Annotated in this window: 16 protein-coding genes and 1 tRNA gene; 8 read left to right on the forward strand and 9 right to left on the reverse strand. The window is 46.5% G+C overall.

The annotated features are described in order from the left end of the window. Nucleotides 1-23: 23 nt before the first annotated feature. Both CUJ83_RS04900 and CUJ83_RS04905 read left to right on the forward strand, forming a co-directional pair. Nucleotides 24-656 (forward strand): hypothetical protein, encoded by a 633-nt coding sequence (locus CUJ83_RS04900; protein WP_230741165.1) that lies wholly within the window; start codon nucleotides 24-26, stop codon nucleotides 654-656. A gap of 17 nt (nucleotides 657-673) precedes the next feature. Then, nucleotides 674-1,381 (forward strand): hypothetical protein, encoded by a 708-nt coding sequence (locus tag CUJ83_RS04905; protein ID WP_230741166.1) that lies wholly within the window; start codon nucleotides 674-676, stop codon nucleotides 1,379-1,381. A 473-nt stretch (nucleotides 1,382-1,854) separates the two neighbouring features. On the opposite strand, the gene CUJ83_RS04910 is transcribed toward CUJ83_RS04905, so the two are convergent. Further along, nucleotides 1,855-3,672 carry a PKD domain-containing protein gene (locus CUJ83_RS04910; protein ID WP_230741167.1) on the reverse strand — a complete coding sequence of 606 codons (1,818 nt, stop codon included), beginning with the start codon at nucleotides 3,670-3,672 and terminating at the stop codon, nucleotides 1,855-1,857. A 288-nt stretch (nucleotides 3,673-3,960) separates the two neighbouring features. Between CUJ83_RS04910 and CUJ83_RS04915 the strand changes: the two genes are divergently transcribed. Then, a complete protein-coding gene (locus CUJ83_RS04915; RefSeq protein WP_230741168.1) occupies nucleotides 3,961-4,524 on the forward strand; it encodes a flavin reductase family protein in 564 nt (187 codons plus the stop codon). Between the two features lie 96 nt (nucleotides 4,525-4,620). On the opposite strand, the gene CUJ83_RS04920 is transcribed toward CUJ83_RS04915, so the two are convergent. Next, on the reverse strand, nucleotides 4,621-4,911 hold the full coding sequence (locus CUJ83_RS04920) for a hypothetical protein (protein ID WP_230741169.1): 291 nt from the start codon (nucleotides 4,909-4,911) through the stop codon (nucleotides 4,621-4,623). A gap of 228 nt (nucleotides 4,912-5,139) precedes the next feature. On the opposite strand from CUJ83_RS04920, the gene CUJ83_RS04925 reads away from it, so the two are divergent. Then, on the forward strand, nucleotides 5,140-5,715 hold the full coding sequence (locus CUJ83_RS04925; RefSeq protein ID WP_230741170.1) for a hypothetical protein: 576 nt from the start codon (nucleotides 5,140-5,142) through the stop codon (nucleotides 5,713-5,715). Nucleotides 5,716-5,731: 16 nt separating this feature from the next. Here CUJ83_RS04925 and CUJ83_RS04930 read toward each other — a convergent pair whose 3' ends face one another. After that, the gene (locus CUJ83_RS04930) at nucleotides 5,732-6,244 is read right to left on the reverse strand and encodes a GNAT family N-acetyltransferase (RefSeq protein WP_230741171.1); all 513 of its coding nucleotides are present in this window, start codon (nucleotides 6,242-6,244) and stop codon (nucleotides 5,732-5,734) included. Nucleotides 6,245-6,450: 206 nt separating this feature from the next. Here CUJ83_RS04930 and CUJ83_RS04935 point away from each other — a divergent pair, with 206 nt between their 5' ends. The 3 genes from CUJ83_RS04935 (at nucleotide 6,451) to msrB (ending at nucleotide 8,827) form a co-directional block, all read left to right on the forward strand. Then, the gene (locus CUJ83_RS04935; protein ID WP_230741172.1) at nucleotides 6,451-7,650 is read left to right on the forward strand and encodes a cation:proton antiporter; all 1,200 of its coding nucleotides are present in this window, start codon (nucleotides 6,451-6,453) and stop codon (nucleotides 7,648-7,650) included. A 169-nt stretch (nucleotides 7,651-7,819) separates the two neighbouring features. Then, nucleotides 7,820-8,374, forward strand: coding sequence for a peptide-methionine (S)-S-oxide reductase MsrA (gene msrA / locus CUJ83_RS04940; protein ID WP_230741173.1), 555 nt, complete (start codon nucleotides 7,820-7,822; stop codon nucleotides 8,372-8,374). Further along, nucleotides 8,375-8,827: a peptide-methionine (R)-S-oxide reductase MsrB gene (gene msrB, locus CUJ83_RS04945; protein ID WP_230741174.1), complete on the forward strand. Its 453-nt coding sequence runs from the start codon at nucleotides 8,375-8,377 to the stop codon at nucleotides 8,825-8,827. A 96-nt stretch (nucleotides 8,828-8,923) separates the two neighbouring features. Here the strand turns inward: msrB and CUJ83_RS04950 are convergent, their stop codons facing one another. Next, on the reverse strand, nucleotides 8,924-9,775 hold the full coding sequence (locus tag CUJ83_RS04950) for an ABC transporter substrate-binding protein (RefSeq protein ID WP_230741175.1): 852 nt from the start codon (nucleotides 9,773-9,775) through the stop codon (nucleotides 8,924-8,926). Nucleotides 9,776-9,949: 174 nt separating this feature from the next. Continuing rightward, a complete protein-coding gene (locus tag CUJ83_RS04955; protein WP_230741176.1) occupies nucleotides 9,950-10,750 on the reverse strand; it encodes a DUF4013 domain-containing protein in 801 nt (266 codons plus the stop codon). A gap of 207 nt (nucleotides 10,751-10,957) precedes the next feature. Here CUJ83_RS04955 and CUJ83_RS04960 point away from each other — a divergent pair, with 207 nt between their 5' ends. Then, nucleotides 10,958-11,125: a hypothetical protein gene (locus CUJ83_RS04960; protein ID WP_230741177.1), complete on the forward strand. Its 168-nt coding sequence runs from the start codon at nucleotides 10,958-10,960 to the stop codon at nucleotides 11,123-11,125. Between the two features lie 636 nt (nucleotides 11,126-11,761). Here the strand turns inward: CUJ83_RS04960 and CUJ83_RS04965 are convergent. From CUJ83_RS04965 to acsA, 4 genes are all read right to left on the reverse strand, one after another. Next, on the reverse strand, nucleotides 11,762-12,865 hold the full coding sequence (locus tag CUJ83_RS04965) for a winged helix DNA-binding domain-containing protein (RefSeq protein ID WP_230741178.1): 1,104 nt from the start codon (nucleotides 12,863-12,865) through the stop codon (nucleotides 11,762-11,764). Nucleotides 12,866-13,060: 195 nt separating this feature from the next. After that, nucleotides 13,061-13,135: transfer RNA gene (locus tag CUJ83_RS04970), tRNA-Glu, on the reverse strand. Between the two features lie 114 nt (nucleotides 13,136-13,249). After that, nucleotides 13,250-14,032, reverse strand: a complete 783-nt coding sequence (locus tag CUJ83_RS04975; protein WP_230741179.1) for an SAM-dependent methyltransferase — start codon at nucleotides 14,030-14,032, stop codon at nucleotides 13,250-13,252. Between the two features lie 898 nt (nucleotides 14,033-14,930). Continuing rightward, nucleotides 14,931-16,658 (reverse strand): acetate--CoA ligase, encoded by a 1,728-nt coding sequence (acsA, locus tag CUJ83_RS04980; protein WP_439651958.1) that lies wholly within the window; start codon nucleotides 16,656-16,658, stop codon nucleotides 14,931-14,933. Nucleotides 16,659-17,859: the final 1,201 nt, after the last annotated feature.

A 17,859-nucleotide genomic window follows, 5' to 3' on the forward strand; every position in this document is an offset into this window, starting at 1 on the left:
TTTATTTTGATCAATGGGGAGGGATGCCAGTAATGGACTATGAGCCAATGTACAAGAAACCGGGAGATCTTATAAGATCTGACGAATGGAATAAGATCGTTGACGAGCTCAAGGCGCTAAAAAGCTACATAGAGAACATGACGCGGAGCGTCACGCTCACGGCGCTGCCGAGCCCGATAGGCAGGTCATTCGCCCTGAGCACAGGCGTGACGGAGGATTTCAACTATGGCGTGGACGTCATGGGACTGATAACGCGCCAGTACTATGGGGGAGCACAGCAGACCGGCGACATCTGCAGGTTCGGCCTTAGCGATTATGCTGACATTATATCGTACTGGTCCGGCGCGGCTAACGGCGATAAAGAGGCACTTGTCATAAGTATAGAGTACGTGGACGGGTCAGTGTTCACGTCGGAAAAGCTGTATATACACGAGTGGTCAAACCTGAGGCCAAAGGGTAGTAAGAACCCGTACGTGGAATACCTCCAGTCCCCCAACCAGAGGCTCTGGTACAGGTATGTCCTGGTTAACCCTGACCCGGATAAGGAGATACGGTATATTACCTTTAAGGACTCGGATCCGGATTGCGCGCTGAGGATAGCGAACGTGATGCATTACGTGACCAGGGTGAAACCGCTGGCAGTTAAGCCTGAATAAAATAAGCGAGTGATAACATGATCAGAGAAGTGGACGAAATATTGCTTGGATACCTTAGAGAAGGCTTATCTGAATTCATCTCCCCCGAGAACATCGTCATTGAGGAATTCAAGACCAAGAAGCCTAAAAAGTCGATCTCTCTGGTCAGCACCGAATACGTTATCGAAGAACTGGGCATGGGAAGCTCTTCCACTATAAAGAAGGAAGAGGCCATGGAAAAGTTCGACACCGACGGCGAAAAGAAAGATTTCCAGCTTTCTCGTACCCCGTTGAACCCGCTCATCAGCGTCGAGAGCCCTCCCGGCACGATAAAGAACGAGCCGGATGACTATATGGTGAATTATGCTACCGGATCGATATCTTTCCGGACCGCTCCTGAAAAGGCCAAAGACGGCGTCCATGCCAGGTATAACGTGGCAAGGGCGGTAGCGGAGACCAGGAACCTGAAGTTCGTGCTAAACTATTCGCTGATAATAACCACGGAAAATCCCCGGGATAAAAGCATTCTGACGCTTGAGGCTATCAAATTATTGTACGGTAAAAAAACTGCGATGGTATCAAACGGTATCGAGGATTTCAAATTGTTGAAGGGATATTCGGTCCATGCGTCTGAAGGACAGGTCGTAGATGCCAGCGTTATCGATTTCCAGGTCGTTAAGATCGTGGAGATAGAGATACCGATGCCTCCGATGGAGCGCATAGAAATAGGCGAAATGAAGAGATAAAGCCGTGCTGGACAGTATTTCATATTTGAGGTTTAAGTAGAGTATGAAAACTTTCATTTAAACCTTCCGTCACACAAGGGTTACTAAGGTGCACTAGCTTAACCACAAAGTACACAAGGGTTACTAAGGTGCACTAGCTTAACCACAAAGTACACAAGGGTTACTAAGGTGCACTAGCTTAACCACAAAGTACACAAGGGTTACAAAGTTCCACAAATTTTTTTTAGAGAGTGTTAATCTTCTAAAAATTCCTTTGTGTTCCTTGGTTGCCTTTGTGTACTTTGTGGTTGAGCTTGTGTTCCTTGGTTGCCTTTGTGTACTTTGTGGTTGAGCTTGTGTTCCTTGGTTGCCCTTGTGTACTTTGTGGTAAAAAATAGTGGACCTTAGTCACCTTCGTGGACGAATTGGCTAATAACAAAGGTTTTCATTTAAAAATTAGGAATAGGGCTAGAAAGCCCTATCGTTCTTTAATGTTAACTTTCCATGTTAGGTTGCCTTGCTCCGCAGCTGTAGCAGAACTTTGCAGCCTCCGGCAGCACCGTCTCGCATGTCGGGCAGACTTTCACGTCCACTCCCGAAGGCGGAGTAAGCCCGCACTTGTGGCAGCTCGGAGCTTCTAGTTCCATTGGCGCTCCGCAGTGCATACAGAATCTCTTTGGCAGGCCTTTGAACACTACCTTAGTCTCGCCTTTAATGTCACCGCTCGCAGCAGTGATTATCGCCGTGCCGCTCACTTCTCCGGAGGTAACGCTCGTGGTCACTTCGGGCGTCTTTGGCGATATCTTTACTGTGCCCGGTATCGTTCCAAGTGTAGTTTTAATGTCTACGTTTTTCTCCTCTATCCAGGAGAAATAGCTGCCCTCTCCGTCCTTGAACTTTATGGTTATGTTGGCCGACGATTTACCGTCCGCCGGTATGGAATCCGGAGAAGCCGACATCTCAATTGTCGCTTTACCGTAGATGAATTTTACCTGCGCCTTTGCGATCTTACCGTTCGCCTTAGCCGTTATGTCCACCGGGCCGCATTCCTTTGAAGTTGTGAGTACGGCTTCTACAAGTTCCCTTCCTGAGGGTATGATGACATTTTTAATACTGCCTGCTGTCGCCTCAAACTCCACTTCGACGTCCGAGCTTTGTTTCTTCGGCTTGCCGAACCCGTTCACGAATAAGACCTTAAGGGGTATCGTGGACTTGCCGTCACATGGAGCTTCCTTCTGTTTTGGAATGACCTGGAGGTTACTCTGGAACATCTTTAACAGTACGAATATTGCTACAGCGAGTATCGCGAGTATGATCAGCGCCCCGATCAATATGGCGGCTGTGCCCAGTCCCGGCGCGCCTCCCGAGCCCTCTACCGCTATGAGAGTCTCATTGGTGGAATATACTCCCATGTTATCTGTGACTGTAAGGATCGCCGTATAGTTGCCCTCTCCATCGAATGTATGGCTCACAACTTTTCCGGTGGCGCTTCCGCCGTCGCTGAAGCTCCACGCGTATGATGTGATCGTACCGTCGTTATCGACGGAGTCAGATGCGTCGAATGTCACTGTCAGCGGTGATGAGCCGGATACTGCCGATGCAGAGAATGTCGCTACAGGAGGCTGGTTCGTGGCACCGACGAGGATCTGCCCTGATGTCGAATTGGATAGCCCCAGGTTGTCGGTCACTGTAAGCGACGGGTAATACGTGCCAGAGGTATTGTAGGTGTGTTTTACCGTTTTACCTGTCCCTGTCTTTCCGTCACCAAAATTCCATGAATAGGTAGTTATAGTTCCGCCGATGTCCGTGGATCCCGAGGCGTCGAATGTGACCTCCAGCGGTGTCTGCCCGGATGATGGCGAAAGTGAGAAATACGCAGATGGCGGGTTGTTCTTTACCGTAATGTTCACGTTAGTCGTACTATCGTAATATCCCGACTTGCTTGCAGTGGCATTTAAGTTAAAAACACCTGATGTCGATGACTTGAACGTAGTGGTGAACTTTCCTTGAGAATTAGTCGTCCCGGTCGTGCTTCCCAGCGTCCCGCCGGAACTTTTTAACTTTATTGTGGCACCCACGATGGGCGTATCGTTATAATACTTGGCCGTGACCGTTATGGTCGCGGGAGAATCCAGGTTTATGTTAAACGAGCTGGAATCAATGTTGACCTTTGTGGTCAATGAGAATATTATGGCCGGATTTATCGAGACTACCGGGGTATATGTACCGATCGGAATTACATATGTTGGATTTGCGGCCGTACATAGCCCGGCCGAACCGATCAATAATGTGATCAATATCAAGACAGCCAATAATCTACGATAAATACCCCTATCGGTAAACCCACCTATCACCATATTTTTCCCTCAACGTTATATATCTAATAATCAGGCCCGGAATAAATCCGGGTATATAAAATCATGGACAGTAGCTTATATAAAGCTTTCTTATAGCCTATAAGCGATAGCTTCTTTCCTTACATATTTTAAATATGTCTGGAAAATCTAGCCAAGAAATTAAAATAAAATTTGAGTATCGGAGGAAACTTTCCGTCAATATTATTAATCAGCAGTGTTTACCATTTCTTACCGGTGATGCTTATGGATAAATTAGCGATGGGTCCCAGACCGTACCTATTCCCGATGCCGACCGTGCTTATCGGGGCAAACGTCAATGAAAAGCCGAACTATATGGCCGCCGCATGGGCGAGCATAGCCAACTGGGTGCCCCCTATGGTAGCCGTGGCAGTGAACCATGCAAGGTATACGAACAAAGGAATTAACGAGAACAGGACGTTCAGCGTGAACATGCCGTCCAGGAAACAGCTTGCAAAGACAGATTACTGCGGCCTTGTCTCGGGGAACATGGTCGATAAGTCGGCTATCTTCGAGTCTTTCTATGGTAAGCTTGAGACTGCTCCGATGGCCAGCGAGTGTCCCGTGTCGCTCGAATGTAAGCTTCATACCTCGTTAGACCTTGGCAGCCATTTTCTCTTTATCGGGGAGATCGTCGACGTGTACGTTGATAAAGACTGTATTACCGACGGCCTGCCTGACATTCAGAAAGTAGATCCCGTCATTTACTCGATGTCACAGGGTAATTACTGGAGCGTCGGCGAGAATATAGGAAAAGCCTACAGTATCGGAAAAGAGTATAAAAAGTAAATAACAGTGATCTTTTTTACCGTGTCAATGACCGGGAGGAAGCAGGTTGTGGTCCTGCTTCCGTTGTTTCGTTCAGGGCGATATTGTATTATCGGATCATACAGCGATCATCGTCATCAGGCTCACGAATTGCTCCAGCACTTTTGCCACGACTATCGCGGTGACAGCCATCGCCAGTTCCCTGCCGGCCTCCGTCAATATCGGGGCGATTATCGTGACGACCCATGCTGTTATAGTCAAAGCCAGATGAGCGGCCCCGTTCAGGATCGAAGTGACCGTGCAGGAAAACGGCTCCCACCAGATGCATGCCACTATGATCGCTTCTACCACTAAAAAGATAACAAAAAATATCAGGGCCTCTAAAATCAATAAGTTCCAGTCAACCATGGTCAGAGAAACCTCCAATCTAGATATTACCTATTTTTTATGGGTTTAATAAGTTTTTTACGGATTGTTTTGCTTAATAAGGTTTAAATTAAGAATAGATGCATGTCATAATGGTCAATATTCATCTATTAATGGAATAATGGGCTAATAGGCAAATGAAATACGGGATATGTTTGAAAAATATTTATATTAACATCATCAGACTCACTCCATATTTCTATCAAGGACATGAATCTCAATATTTCGAGACTGGATACCAGAGTGCAGGGATCCATCAGGGATTCCTGTAAAAGGCTTGGGTCAGTGCATAGGGGACTTGCGGAGGGCCTGACCATGCATACGATGGACTTCAGGCTCCCTGTCGTCGAAAAGCTCGACCGGACGTTTTTCAAAGGCAAATTTTGCGGCACGTATGGGATCTCGGTCACCACTTTCGTCCCATTTATCAGGACGCCGGTGATCCTTCTTAATGAGCGCTGGCTATCGGATTATGACCTGGCTACAAACTCTTTAAGGCGTACGATGGACTGCGGATGGCATCCTGAATGCGATGACGTTTTCGATTATCTGGTATTCCACGAAGCCGCTCATACGATATATAAGAATATGTCCATGAACAAGAAAAGGCACTGGAAAGGCTTCTTCAGGGACCGGAAAAATAGATCCGATATAATGGATATATCCGGGTACTCGCTCGTGAACGCCGGCGAATGCTTTTGCGAATCGGTCGCCGCATACTATTGCGGAGCCGATCATTACCGGTCTAACAGGTTCGCGGCGATGGCGCGAGACCTGTTCTTTTAAATCTTAATATGCCCTATCAGATGAAACGCTGTAGCCAGACGATGTCCAGGTCCTTATCAAGTTTCTTACCGACACGCAGGAACCTGCCGCATTCGACAAAGCCATGTTTCTTATGGAAGTCAATGCTGGCCTGGTTCACGGATGAAGTGCTTGCCAGCAGTGTATCTACGCCCATCTTTCTCGCATCGTCCACCAGCATATTCAGCATCCGGGTGCCGATTCCTTTGCGGTCGTTACCGGGCTTTAAGAAATAGGTGAGCTCTGCCGACCTTTTGAACGTGCTCATCATGTTATGGGGCCTTAGTAATCCGTATCCTATTATACTGCCGTCCTCTGCATCCTTGTCGCCCGGACCGGCCTCTACTACATAAAACGGATAACCTTTAGCCATACCTCTTAACAGGTCAAAAAATTCGTACCCCACTTTGTTTTCAGGGAACGCTGCAAGGCTGTTCTCTATATAGTGATTGAAGATGTCTATTACAGGCGATCTATCCTTTTCCGTTACCGGGCGTATAGAGTATTCCATAGGTATCACTGAACATGGCTATAATTATAAATTATTGACATAACTTTTTCCATACTCAATCAAAGTGAATATTATGACACGATCAATAAGTCATAATATAGGATTTTCTTGATAACATTTGATCAATAGCATTGATAACTCTTTTATTAGATTATGACAATCCCCACAATAGGATCTAAGCGTACAACTGATGGCCGGGGACTATCATGGATCACACGCAACTTCTAAGCATAGAATTCCAGATAGCATTACTCCTTCTCATTGCGGTCGGAGGCTACCTTCTGGCTTCGTGGATACACCAGTCGGCAGTCGTTGGAGAGATACTTCTCGGCCTTATCGTGGGTCCCAGCGTTCTTGGGCTTATCACCTATACTGATATTGTTAGCGCGCTTGCGCATATAGGCGCGATCATTATACTTTTCGTAATAGGCTTTGATTTCCATTTCTCGGACTTACTAAAAGTCCGATATTTTTCCATAGGGATATCTGGAGTGATCCTGCCATGGATCGCCGGATTCCTTACGGCGGAATATCTTGGTTACGGTATAGAGGGAGCTTTTTTCATAGGCGCGGCACTCACAGCAACAAGCATTGCAATAACAGCGAACGTGCTCAAGGAGATGGGAAAGCTGCATACCGAAGTTGCCAACGCTATAATAGGCAGTGCGGTAGTGGACGACATCCTGGCCCTGATAGTCCTTTCCATAACTGTCGACACTGTATACGGGGCAGTGACCTTCGCCGAGATCGCCATTTCGGTGTTAAGGCCTATCTTATATATCGTTCTGGCCGCACTTGCAGGGTTGTATATTGTTGACAGGCTTATAATGAAGGTAGACTCTTCCGGGCTCGCTTTAAAGTTCCCGGAGTTCGTCTTTCTTTTCGGCTTATGCATCGCGTTCATCTACGCGCTCGTCGCTGACTTTTTTGGACTTTCCCCGCTGATAGGCTCGTTTATCGCCGGCGTCTCGATCAATAAGGTATCGCTAAAGCACAGCCTGAGCATCAAGAAAGGCTCGGAATATCTTTACGTTCCTTTCGCTGCGATCTTTTTTATCTCGCTTGGTATCCTTGTAGATCTGCACGAGGTGACCGCAGCGATAATACCGTTGATAATTCTTATCGCGATCGTGGCATCGCTGTCAAAGTTCATCGGCTGCAGCCTGCCTGCAAAATTACTCGGCATGGACCTTCATGATTCATTGACTGTCGGTGCCGGAATGATCCCGCGCGGCGAAATGGCGATGGTCATCGCTCTTGTAGGGCTGTCCATGGGGATAATGGAACAGGACGTGTTCATTTCGATAATCATGGCAAGCCTCATCTGCACACTGATAACCCCGCTGCTGCTCAAGGACTGGCTTTTCCGGGAGAAGCATGAGTATCCGGAGAGAATATCGCATTGACGGTGTCAATTTGACGTGCCGTAATAAGTTTCATAATAAGACGCCAGTAACGCCGGGATAGTTTATATTCCTAAAATCCAGACTCAATAGATAATATCTGTAGACGAGACCGACTACAGGGCATATATGGCCACTGCCGGAGAAACTCGTCACAAGGGAGCCGGATGACATGAAACAGGAAAAAGCGATCTTAGCAGGAGGCTGTTTCTGGTGCATAGAGTCAGCGTTCAGGAACGTGCCGGGAGTGATAGAAGTAATTTCAGGATACACCGGGGGAACAAAGGAAAACCCGACCTATGAGGAAGTATCAACGGGCAATACGGGCCACTACGAGGCCGTGGAAATAACATACGACCCTTCCCGGATCTCATACGGCGAGATCCTTGATGTCTTCTGGCGCCAGATAGATCCGATGGATGCCGGGGGACAGTTCGCGGACCGCGGCTCTCAATACAAGACGGCCATTTTTTATCTTGACGACGAGCAGAAAAGAGTGGCAGAGGCATCTAAACAGAAGCTTGCGGAGATCATAGAGAAGCCGGTAGCCACCGAGATCAAAAAAGCTCAGACTTTCTACCCGGCCGAAGAGTATCATCAGGGCTATTCTGAAAAGCAGCCCGGCCAGTACGGCCGCTATAAGTATGCTTCAGGCAGGAGCCCCTTCATCGAGAGATTCTGGAAAGACAAGCCCCGGACGTGCCCGATAAGGTCTAAGGGGGTATAAATGTCATCAATTTCCAAATCAAAGCCCTCTAAGGAGGAAATAAAGAAAAAGCTGAAGCCGATCGAGTATGCCGTAACGCAGGAGAACGCGACCGAGCCGCCATTCCAGAACGAGTTCTGGGACAGCGACAGGGAGGGGATATACGTGGACATTGTATCGGGCGAGCCGCTATTCAGCTCGAAGGACAAGTTCGATTCAGGATGCGGATGGCCTAGTTTCTCCAAACCTATCGAGGAAGAGATCTTAGCGGAGAAAATGGATACCAGTCACGGCATGATAAGGACTGAAGTCCGAAGCAAGAAAGCGGACTCGCATCTTGGCCACGTATTCGAGGATGGGCCGGCTCCCACAGGATTACGATATTGTGTAAACTCTGCGGCATTAAGGTTCATACCCAAAGAGGACCTGGAAAAAGAGGGCTACGGGGAGTATAAAAAGTTGTTTGAAAAGTAGTGCGCCTGACCTTTTTCATATTTCGATCCATGTTATCAATTAATTTACTTTCTATTCAAAATGGCACCTAATAAAAATATGTGGATGTTGAAACCATCATCCGGCTATCTCAACCTCAAGCTCCGGGTAGAACAAAGGCCTGCCAAACTCTTTCTTCCCATATTCCCCGATCTTCCGCTGAACATCGGGGCTTGTAAGGTAATCTGCGAACTTCTTAGCCATATCATAATTTACGAAGGGGTTCTTTGTCGGATTTACTGTTATGACGTCATAATTGTTCACCAGCATAGGGTCTTTATCCACAAGCAAGACCAGGTTCATGTATTTATGATTATTAAGGAATGTGCCTATATCGCAAAGCATATACGCCTGCTTCTCATTCGCCGTATTAAGGCTTTCAGCCTGGCCTGTCCCTGTCTCCATGTACCATGAAGATGTAGAGTCGGGTTTTGTCACACCGCTTTTATTCCAGAGTTCCATTTCCATCATATGGGTGCCGGATCGGTCCCCCCTTGAAACGAATGGGGACTTTTTCAGCGCTATTCTCTTCATTGCCTCAGGAGCGCTCATACCTTTGATCCCGGCAGGATCATTGGCCGGCCCGACTATGACGAAGTAATTATGTGCAAACTGTTTCCTTTCCTTGCCATAGCCTTGATACATGAATGTCTTTTCATCTGCCGGACTATGCGCGATTAGCACATCCACTTCCCCCCTTCTACCCATATCAAGCGCCATACCGGACCCCACCGATAATACATGTACGTCCACATTATTGTCTTTCTCAAAAGCAGGGATCAAATAGCCGAGTAAACCTGTGTCATACATACTCGTCGTAGTGGCCAGCTTCAAGACTTTCGGGGAAGATGCTGTTATCCCCGATAACGGTATCATGATCAGTATAATGATGACCAATATCATGCCTGCACAGACTTTACAAAGGTTCATACCATCCCCATATTAATTATATTGATTTTATAAAATAAAAATTATGTAATTTAAATATGGGAACCGATAAAAAAGTTAGAATTTTATTTATAATTTTATATTCCCGGTATGTTACCAATCTCACCAGGATTTTTTGATCTTTAGTTTTTTATGGACCAACTTATTACTGATTTTTTATACATGCCTGATCTGGCCTTTTCTCATCATCTGGTGAAAATTGTTGATCCTGATATATGCGTTCGACATAAATCCGATAAATATTACCCACGGCATAAGCAGGCCCACGATGATCGCAGCAATCGAGGATAGTCTTCCCCCCGTCAATGATATGTATGCAAGTATTCCCGGCGCGGCTATCAGGAAGCTTGCCACTCCTATCGAATACATGTTGTTCCACATCAGGCGCGGGTTCATTGCTATCCATTTTAATGTAGATATCGGGTTGATCGCCGATATGAAACTCCCGTATGCCGCATATCTTAGCCATGAGTTCCCGAAAAGCATACCGTACAACAATCCCTCGATGAATGCAGAGGCGAGAACGAACCCTTTCGATATGACAACAACACCCCTTCCATCCGTGTTCAGAATAAGGGCCCTTGCGCTTTCCTCAAGCCCCCCGATAGCAGGGGACGCAATATCGTGAACAGATACTGCTATCGTTACCGCCAGAATATATATGATCGAGCTGATCAATGCATATTCCACGGCGATAAAGGCAATTCGGATGCCATCAGCATACATCTGTACTAAATGGTTCATTGGGGGAAGTATTGTGATCCCGTTTAACAGGTATTTGATAGACCGGTTAATATACCCGAGAAGAAACGGCAAGCCGATCAGCATATATGAGAACGTGACCAGAAAACCGCCCACAAGTACGCTGGTCTTTCTCGACGTACTGTATCGTAGCGATAACGCGGTCCTGTAAATGAATCGCATCACTAAATCGAGCGCTGCCTTAAGCAAATCCATGGATAATCGAAATGTTATCGATATGTTTATAAATCCTTGTGCATGTCAGCGATGTTTTTGTTTGTTGAAAAACGATAAATTCCGAATACTAAATGGTACTAAGAATTAATGTATAATGTCCTGTCTTCAGAAATCAAAAATTCATATATGATCGCGTTCGGCGGAGGCTTTTAGGGTCCGCCCGTAGCGAGCGAAGCGAGCGAAGGGATGCGTAGATGGCAGGGTAATGGACGCGGCGTTAGTCCGCGTCGCTTAGGGCTTGCGAGCGAGCATTCTGCGAAGCAGAAATGCGAGCGGGGTGCAAGCCCGGCCCTGACATCGGAGCACCCTAAAAGCCGAGTAGCGAGGCCAAAGGCCGAGCGTCGAACCGCGTGAAAGAATAAGTTAAAAATTATCAAATAGAACGAGCATCTAACCGCGTGAAGTGGAAATAATATCTATAATGTTATATGCCAGAACGCCGGCTTTTCAAAAACTTATTACTGTAGCAACTCTTTCGGAATAACAATATCTTTTAAAAACAAGTTAAAATACAAAATAGTGCTGGGGATATATATTGTCCCCTTTTTATGTCACATTTTTCTAATACTTTGAAAATAAATGCTAGGTTGCCTTGTAGTTATAACTAGCCAGCTTGCTATAATTGTGTCAGACCCTAGTAGTGGGGCCTGTGATAATAAAAAAATGGGTATAGCCAATAATAAAGGCTATACCCGTTATATTTTTAATCAGGGTATAAACAAGAGGTTGACCTATTAATATATAAAAATTAATAAGGGAGAAAGGGTTAACCATTTCTTCTCTATTTTTATGATGGCACATACCATGTAACATGTAGCGTAAAATTGCCATTACTTAGGATCCAGTAGCCTGATCCAGGCTTTACCAATTTCGTGGTATTATCCGTTCTGCCTGGTGCGTAGTACTCGCAGGGGGATTTTACGACTAAGTACGACTCCCCTATATTCTATCTCGTCGCTGTCCATAAAAAAGGCTCTGGTATTGGAAAAGTTAGATTTGATATGAAAGGGATGCCTGCTGACCCCAAAATCTTCCTATATCATTCGCTTCTTCTTCAATTAACTCACGTATCGTCTTGTCAATAGGCTTGAACAGGCTCACTCGGATGTTAAGCCGTTTACCGTGACGTTCATACTTCCATGTGCCGGCTGCTAGACCATCGACCAGTACAACTGGCACTGTTTGACCGCCATGATACACTTCTTTCCGGTACTTTTCGGGAACGAGATATTCCCGGTCGGCATATCCCAGGACAAACGAGTCAAATGCAGGTAGCAGGTTGACAACAGGCTCCACGTTTTCCCCTTCTTCAAACGTATTAATTTGTTTTTCCGCCCAGAGAAGATGATTATCAATTTTTATTTCCTTAATCAATCCCCTGTTAAAAAGAAGACTCCATCCCTTATTTGCATCGGTGCGTGTCAGACCGGACCACGAGGCGAAATCATTCTGGGTTGCCGGCCCGTATCCCTTCAAATATCTGATCGCCAGTTCAGCTAGGGCGTCATCACCGGTCAGGGATTGTTGTTTATTCTCCCCATCGTTGTAGTAGTAGGTCTGTTCGCCCTCTCCACTCTCCGGGCCAACGTATAAGAGTCCTTCCAGGGCAGCCCGAACTATCAGGTGATAAGGTGCCTGGCTTTTTCGATCAATGTTTAAACCTCTTTCGATCAACCTATCAATTAGTTCGACTCTTGTTATCGGCCCAACGCCTTTTAATATTTCATGGATTTCATTGAGGCACCTGGCGACCTTTTCTTCATCCAGCCCAAGCTCACGGCGGCGTATTATGCCTTTTTTAATGAATACGGGGCTGAGAAGCTGGATTAGCCAGTCCGAATCACTTGGATCGTGGAGATGTATGGTACCACGCATAGTCCAAGTTCGCACCAGGCCCTTCTGCTTTATCGCCGCTTCAATGTCAGATTGTTCCAACCCTTTAATGCGGGCACACAAGGACAACATCATGGCCGGGTAGAATTGGGCGTTCACACCAACCATCGACCGTATGATTAATTCCGCATCCTTCAGAGGAGATTTTTTATCAAGGTGCTGGGCATGAAGACGTAATCTCCGCACCTGTTCCGGGTTCATTACTATCACCATAAATTTAGTGATTTAATAGCAATTACTCCTCATTAATATATGCCGAAACTCATGCACTACTTTTGCCAGGCACATGTACCTATACCATTATAGATCTAACATAAATGGACTAATATACTTATTTTCAAAATTAAAAAAAAATATGACATAAAAAGGGGACAATATATATCCCCTACAAAATAGTGCTCCGGTCGGGATTTGAACCCGAGTCGCCGGCTCGAAAGGCCGGCATGATTGGCCGGTCTACACTACCGGAGCAAATCACTGAACAAATGCGAACCTAAAATATACATTCTCATACTTATATTTTCCGCACAATCCCCGCAGGATAAAATATAGAGTTTTTATGGGTTAATTATCGATCGCCCGGTCCTACTGATAATACCCGGAACCCACCGTAGATATCCTCAGATCCTCAGGCCCTGCAGCAAGACGCCGGTCGTGAGGGATCTTTTTCGCCACGATGTACACATAACCTACGCTCTCCATTCCGCCCCAGTTATAGTAGACGTCGATCTCGTTTGCCATCGCATCCTTAAATTCCTGCGTAAACTTGCACAGGCGCGACGATATCTTCCTGCGCATCGATATGTAGTACCTGTCCCACGCCGACTGCGGGACCATGGATAAATGAATTATCTCGAGGCCATTTCTTTCCAGCAGCTTACGGTAATCGATCTCGTTCAAATAAGAATAAACGCCTTCCTCGTAGACGTCCCTTACGCGTTTATCGACATCCACCTTAATATAAATAAGGTCGGTAAGCGCCAGATATCCGTTATCCTTCAGCAGTTCGGCGCACTTCTCAACGCCGTCCTCACGGCCTATGTAAGTTAGCGCGCCTCCTTCGGCAAGTATCAGGTTATACTTACCCTTGCCAAAATCCAGGTCCCTGCCGTCGATAACGTCAAAGCTCACAAGATCCGGGATCCCTAGAGCTTCAGCCTTCTGCCTTGAGTATTCGACCATGTTGGGATCCAGGTCGAACCCCTCTACCCTGCATCCAAATTCACCCGCGAGCGCGCATGCGGCCTCGCCTCTTCCTGACGCTATCTCCAGGACGCGCGAGCGCTTGTTCAGCTTCGATATTAAGCCGGAAGTGATCGTAAAAGACCTGCCTCCGGGTGCAAGGTAGTCAAAATCGTCGGTGATCATTGAAATTCCATAGGGGATATAATATAGGCCCAATATAGTCTTATTGGTCGCAAAATAAGCCTTCCTAAAAAGGGCCAAAATAATTTAAAAAACCATGGGAGCTTATCGCCGGGCCGGCAGTCATAATGCTGCCAGCCGCGATGAATACTTGATCAATGACATCTCGTGATGTCCATACACGTTTTTACTCCTTTACAAAATTTGGGATCCGCTTACTGGTTGTTCACCCCCTTTAAATTGTATCGGATGGTTTATTCGCGTATGAGATCTCGTTAATCACCTCCGTCTTATGGCTCGTTCCTTTCGAGATGCTTCTCCTGGCATCTCGCGACACTTTTCATCCGGGGTTTTATTTAGTGTAGTCTTTCAAACACCCCCATCGTTCCTGTGTATGTCTTCCGAACGATAGCCTGACAGGATAATCCTTCCTCTTATCAGGCCTCATGATGTGTGTGATCGTGAAATTCGCCTGCCCGGTATTGTTTTTATCGGGCGGTCTTTTTTATTCGTCGCGCGTATTTTTCCTTTTCTTACTACAATCTATAATTAACAATAATGATAAATAAAGGTTTCGATTAAGCCCTTAAAAAATAATACATATTTTCATTTTAGTTCAAAAAATGTTCCAAATTTACGTTTTTTCGTATTAAAGTTCCTGTTGTTATCTTACAAATATTCCTGTCATAATGTTTGAGATGATTATTGTCGAATCGTGTTTTTTATCACCTCCCGTATTTTTGTCGTGTCAATAATGATATGCCCGACAGGGCCTTAAAGTTCGGGTTATTGATCACCTCCTTCGGATCTATTGTCAATAATGATCTGTTCACTATGTCATTATGAGTCCAGGTATCACCTCCTTTGAACAACTAAGGCGAATCATGATATCCTTCAATGATCATTCGTCGTCGAGCGTCGCCAGGTCACCCAGCGGTTGTCCAAGTTCCTGGGCCTTAAGCACCCTGCGCATGATCTTGCCGCTGCGGGTCTTCGGCAGACCTGCCTTGAACTCTATCTCGCGCGGGAAAGCATGTGCCGCAAGCTTCGTCTTGACGAAGCCCGAAATTTCCCTCTTAAGCTCTTCGGAGCCCTCATATCCGGATTTCAGGGATATGAAAGCCTTGATTATATTCCCGTACAGGGGGTCCGGCTTTCCGATGACCCCTGCCTCCGCGACTGCCGGGTGCTCAAGCAGCGCGCTCTCGACCTCGAACGGGCCCACGCGCTCGCCCGACGTCTTGATGACATCGTCGACCCTTCCGGTGAACCAGAAGTACCCGTCATTATCCACGAACGCGCTGTCGCCTGTGACATACCAGCCGGGTATGCGGAAGTATTCCCTGTACTTCTCCGGGTTATTCCAGATGGACCGCATCATGGACGGCCACCCCGGCTTTATCACGAGATTGCCAGGAACTCCAGGAGGCAGGACCTTGCCGGAATCATCAACAACAGCCGCCTCTATGCCCGGGAAAGGCTTACCCATGGATCCGATCTTCAGTGGCAGACCATAGAAGTTGGCGATCATGTTGCTACCGGTCTCGGTCATCCAGTAGTTCTCGTGGATGGGGTGGCCGTAAACCTTCATGCCCCACCTGATGACCTCAGGGTTAAGGGGCTCTCCTACACTTGTTATGTACCTCAGTGACCTGAGGCTGTAATTTTTAATGACCTCGTCGCCGGCCTTCATCAGCATCCTGAGCGCTGTCGGCGCAGTGTACCAGACCGTCACTTTATACTTATCTATGGCCGAATACCATGCGTCGGGGCTGAACCTCCCCGAGCATACGACCTGGGACGCCCCGGTAAGCCATGGCCCGAATATGCCGTAGGACGTTCCGGTGACCCACCCGGGATCCGCGGTACACCAGTACACGTCGTCATCCCTGAGGTCCTGGACCCACTTCGTAGTGATATAATGCCCTATCATGGCATTGTGCACATGGACCACACCCTTGGATTTTCCCGTAGTGCCGGAGGTGTAGTGCATGATGACCGGGTCTTCAAGGCTGCACCATTCCATGTTGCATTCTTCAGGGGCGTAAGTCATTTCCGCGTCAAAGCTAAGCTCGTTGTCGTTAAATTTGTAGGATTCAGGAACGTCCGCAAGTATGATCTTCTCAAGCGACGGGACTTCGGATTGTATCTCCTCGATCCCGATCTTTTTCATCTCGGGGGTGGTAATGACGACCTTTGCGCCCGAATCATTCATCCTGTCCCTTACCGCCTCGGCCCTGAAGCCTCCGAAAAGAGGGGCGAATATGGCACCGACCTTGGCAATTGATATGGCGCTTATATAAAGCTCAGGTATCCTGGGCAGATAGGTGAAAACCCTGTCCCCCTTCTTCACGCCCGCCATCTTCAGCACGTTAGCGAACTTGTCAGTGAGCGTCTTAAGCTCCATGAAAGTGTATTTTTCGTGCTCGTTATCCGGGCCTTCCCAGTATAACGCTATCTTGTTCTTTCTCCAGGAATTCGCATGCCTGTCGATGGTCTCATGGGCGATGTTTACCTGTCCGGTGTAGTACCAGTCAAAATCCTTCTTCACCTCGTCGAAGCAAAACCCGTTCTTGCATACCCTGTTATAGTCAAGGTTGCAAGTCCCGGTCTTATCAACGATCTCTATTCCGTTTTCACACTTGATGTCCCAGCATTTTTCATGCCTGTCATATTCTGTCTGAGTCTTTTCATAATTTGGCGCGGATGGAATTGCGGAACCTCCTGTGTTCCTCACACAATACTGGATAAACAATCATGATAAATAAAGATTTCCATTTATCACGATTATTCATGCGCTATAATGTATAGATTTGAACGAAAAAACATCGATATTTTTATGCTAAAACCGGGGATTAAAGTACAAACGCCAGACAAGCCGGGGTTCGGTCTTAAATGCTTCCGAATCCGCTTGAAAATTCTTTGAATATTTGTTCATCCTAATCTGAGTCTCCACAAAGGCGAATAAGGTGCACTAAATTGTTAACCACTAAGCGCACGAAGGCGAGTAAGGTACACAAAAATTTTTAAAGTATATGCTAATCTTCTAAAAAAGTTCTTTGTGTTCCTTGTTCGCCTTTGTGCGCTCCCATGAAAAACTTTTAGATGGTCATTGTAAAGACGTGCATATAACAATTCATTACGGGATTGATGTTCTGCCGTTGTGCCTGTCGGATGGCAGGTAGGCACGTAACCTCACAGAAACACAGAACCACAAAATTTTTTTTAGAATTTAAGATCACGAAATCTCTAAAGTTCACTCACCAAACCACAAAGGGCTCCAGTATCACCGTCAACGCACTAACACCTCTAACGCCCAGCTCAACGCTCGAAGCGCTCTAAGTCACCAACTCTAAAACAAGGCCCGAACATTCCCAAAAACACTAAATTTTAACTGCACGGTTGACGCTTACACGACTAATATATCCCTGCCATAGTTCAGGAGAGCACAGACCGGGATATTAAACTTTAGTGGTTTGGAGAATGTTCGGGGTCTTGTTTTAGCGTTGGTGACTTAGAGAGGTTAGTGCGTTGAGCCGAGCGTTAGAGGTGTTAGAGCGTTGACTGTGATACTTGAGCCCTTTGTGGTTTGGTGAGTAAACTCTTAGTGCTTTTTGAGCACTTAAAAAATCATATAAAAAATTTTTGTGTTTCCGTGTTTTTGTGAGGTTACGTGTATACCTGCCATCCGACAGGCACAACCATAAAAACTTCACATCAAAGACCATTGAGTAAAACACATTTTCATTCTTAAAACCTGAGCAAGACCCCGCTCATCAAAGATTTAGTGGTTAACAGTTAGTGGTCCTTTGAGCCCTTGGTGGTGATAA

This window comes from Methanooceanicella nereidis (assembly GCF_021023085.1).
Taxonomy (GTDB): domain Archaea; phylum Halobacteriota; class Methanocellia; order Methanocellales; family Methanocellaceae; genus Methanooceanicella; species Methanooceanicella nereidis.